Source organism: Mycobacterium sp. 1245499.0 (assembly GCF_001673615.1).
Classification (GTDB): Bacteria; Actinomycetota; Actinomycetes; order Mycobacteriales; family Mycobacteriaceae; genus Mycobacterium; species Mycobacterium europaeum_A.
The window spans coordinates 1-2,398 of record NZ_LZMG01000084.1 but is presented as its reverse complement, the minus strand read 5'-3'; the positions used below and the strand labels follow the sequence as shown (position 1 = coordinate 2,398).

The following is a 2,398-nucleotide window of genomic DNA, read 5'->3' as shown; positions in this document are numbered from 1 at the left end:
GGCTGAGCCGCTCGGCGATGGCGGAGACGAACTGCTTGGTCTCGGCGTCCTTGGGCTTCTTGTCCTGCACCGTGCGCAGCGACTTCTCCGCCCCCGCGATGCGGGCCGACAGCTGGGCGCCGTGACCGGAGAACTGGCCGATCTGCGCCAGCGGAATGCCGAGTTGATCCGCGCGACGCTGATCGATGAGCGCGCGGGCCGCGACCGCCGCCCGGTAGATGAGCGGCGTGAGGATCGGCGCGAGCAACCGGGACACCGTCAGCACCCGGCGGATCCGCGTCGGTGAGAAGATCTTGCCCTCCCGCACGGCCTTGAGTTCGGCCTCCGCGACCTTCAGGGCGTTGCGGTCGCGGTCCCGTTGCGCCTTGATCTGCGCGCGCAGCGCCTTGCTCTCGGCCCGCTGAGCGGATTTGGCGCGGCGCACCTCGTTTTTCGCGGCCAGCTTGGCCTCGAGCTTCGCGCGGGCCCTGATCGCGCGGGCTTCGGCGCGACGCGTCGCGCGGCTCTTTCGCTTGCGGAACAGGCCCATTCCCGGCCGCCTCCCGGTGATCTCGCTGGCAATCGTTGTCTATCGCTCTCGCGGTTGCGCGATCCGCTGAGCCAACCCTAATCGGAATGGGCGGGCGGCAGCCCTCCAGGGCAGGCTCGACGGCCGGTGCCCGGCGTGGACGTCAGGCGTCTAAGTGCTCGGCGCGGCGCAGTTCGTTGACTCGCTCCATGACCTCGCGCTGCGCCTCGGGGGACAGCTCTGCCGTGCGAACCGCGATGCGGCGCACATTGTCGTCGCGCGTCGTGGCCAACCACGACAGTTCCTTGTCGAGCTTCTCGTAGTACTCGTCGTCGGTGAAGTACGCCGACTTGATGCGGAAGAAATTGGCCAAAGCGGCCATGGTCGCCGTCGACGGGTTGGTGCGGTTGCCGGAACGCAACTGGGAGAGGTAGGGAGCCGACATCGTTATGCCCTCCGCCTTGAGCGCCGCGATCACTTCCGCGGAGGTGTGCGGCCCGCGTCCCGGGGGATACACCGTGTCGAACAGGCGATTCAGGCGAGCAGCGAACGTCGTGCTCATTGATATGACCTCCACTGGGCTGTAGAAGTGAACTATTACCTAGGTGTATTTGCTGATCATGGTAGCGAGGCTTGGTGACCGTAACCAGGTGCAAACCCCAAGGGATTCCCGACCGGCATAGCTGACGCTTGCCAACTCCCCACTTGACGAGCGTCTAACTGATTCGCTGGGGTGTCCACTAAATCCTTGGAACTCACAGGTTATCCGCAGAATTGCAGGTTCGTTCCAAGGTGGCGGGCGAACCGCACGCTGACGGGTGCGATAATATGCCGGAACGTGCTGGGCGATCGCTCCGCAACGGGCCGACAATCCGGGGCGATTTAGCCCATCCTTTGCTGTCGAGTGGGAAAAACGCCTGCGCGACGGTCGCGCGTGCCCGGCGGGCGGCCCCGGCCGCCGGTGGTCGAGGCGTCGTTAACTTAGCCGGATACCTTTGGTAGCGCCCCGATTGCGTCGACGGTTCTGCGGCGCCGCAGCGTATATGGGACCGCGGTTGCGGAAACGGGCCGCGCGGGTGCAGACGGTCACGCCAGCGTCGGGCAAGGCGAATCGCGGTTCGCGCGCGGGCAGCGAAAGCGCGGCGCAAACCGGCTTTTCGTTACGCGGCGAGCAGCATCGCCAGTATCGCCGTATCGGGGTGGCTGATCGGGTCGACGCCGACCCGGCTCACCATCGAGGTGATGGTCCCGTCGGCCTCGGCCTCCACCCAGGCCGCACGATGCTCGAGTCCGAGATAGGGCAGTCCCGGCAGCAAGACGCATCCCGATGCCGCGCCGGTGCATTCGGGCAGTGACGGTGTGGTTTCCGACGGCGGGTGCAACATGAGCAGAGCCGGCGGCTGATGCTCCGCGAAATAGCCTGGCTGGATGGCGGATTCACCGAACACCGTGCCCTCGGCCAGCACCAGGCCAACCGTGCCGGGCTCGGGTTCGTCCGGAAGTTCTTCGCGCGCACCGAACACCGTTGTGGTCGAGAGCAATCCGGGCAGCGACGCGATTCTGACGGCGACCATGAGGAGCTGGGCCCATTCCTTGGTCGAGTCGGGCCACCGCCCGGAGATCACGAACCCCTTCAAGGCACCACGAGAATGGAACGGGGACACCCCGATAGGCCCGTCCGACCCAGTTTCCATCTCGACCTCCGCGCGATGACTCCGCTTGGAACAACCACACTGGCAAGTCCGAATAATTAAGCATGCCTGCGGTTTAGGCGCCGTGCAACACGACACGGTCAGCGGCGCAGACCTACTCACGCGATCGATGACGCCTTCGGATCCTTCGACCGCTTCCGCGCGCAGTTCAGCGCGGCCGCCAACGGGCTGCAGGGTT

At 65.9% G+C, this 2,398-nt stretch carries 3 protein-coding genes and 1 pseudogene; 1 reads left to right on the top strand and 3 read right to left on the bottom strand.

What is annotated here, in order from left to right:
- From A5646_RS04295 to A5646_RS04285, 3 genes are all read right to left on the bottom strand, one after another.
- A partial coding sequence (locus A5646_RS04295) for a DUF6474 family protein (RefSeq protein ID WP_067020102.1) occupies nucleotides 1-529 on the bottom strand: 529 nt, incomplete at its 3' end.
- Nucleotides 530-671: 142 nt separating this feature from the next.
- The gene (locus A5646_RS04290) at nucleotides 672-1,070 is read right to left on the bottom strand and encodes a hypothetical protein (protein ID WP_007771864.1); all 399 of its coding nucleotides are present in this window, start codon (nucleotides 1,068-1,070) and stop codon (nucleotides 672-674) included.
- A 598-nt stretch (nucleotides 1,071-1,668) separates the two neighbouring features.
- On the bottom strand, nucleotides 1,669-2,202 hold the full coding sequence (locus A5646_RS04285) for a peptidase (protein ID WP_066863795.1): 534 nt from the start codon (nucleotides 2,200-2,202) through the stop codon (nucleotides 1,669-1,671).
- 120 nt (nucleotides 2,203-2,322) lie between these two features.
- Between A5646_RS04285 and A5646_RS28730 the strand changes: the two are divergent.
- Nucleotides 2,323-2,398 (top strand): annotated as a pseudogene (locus A5646_RS28730) (superoxide dismutase); the annotation flags it as partial.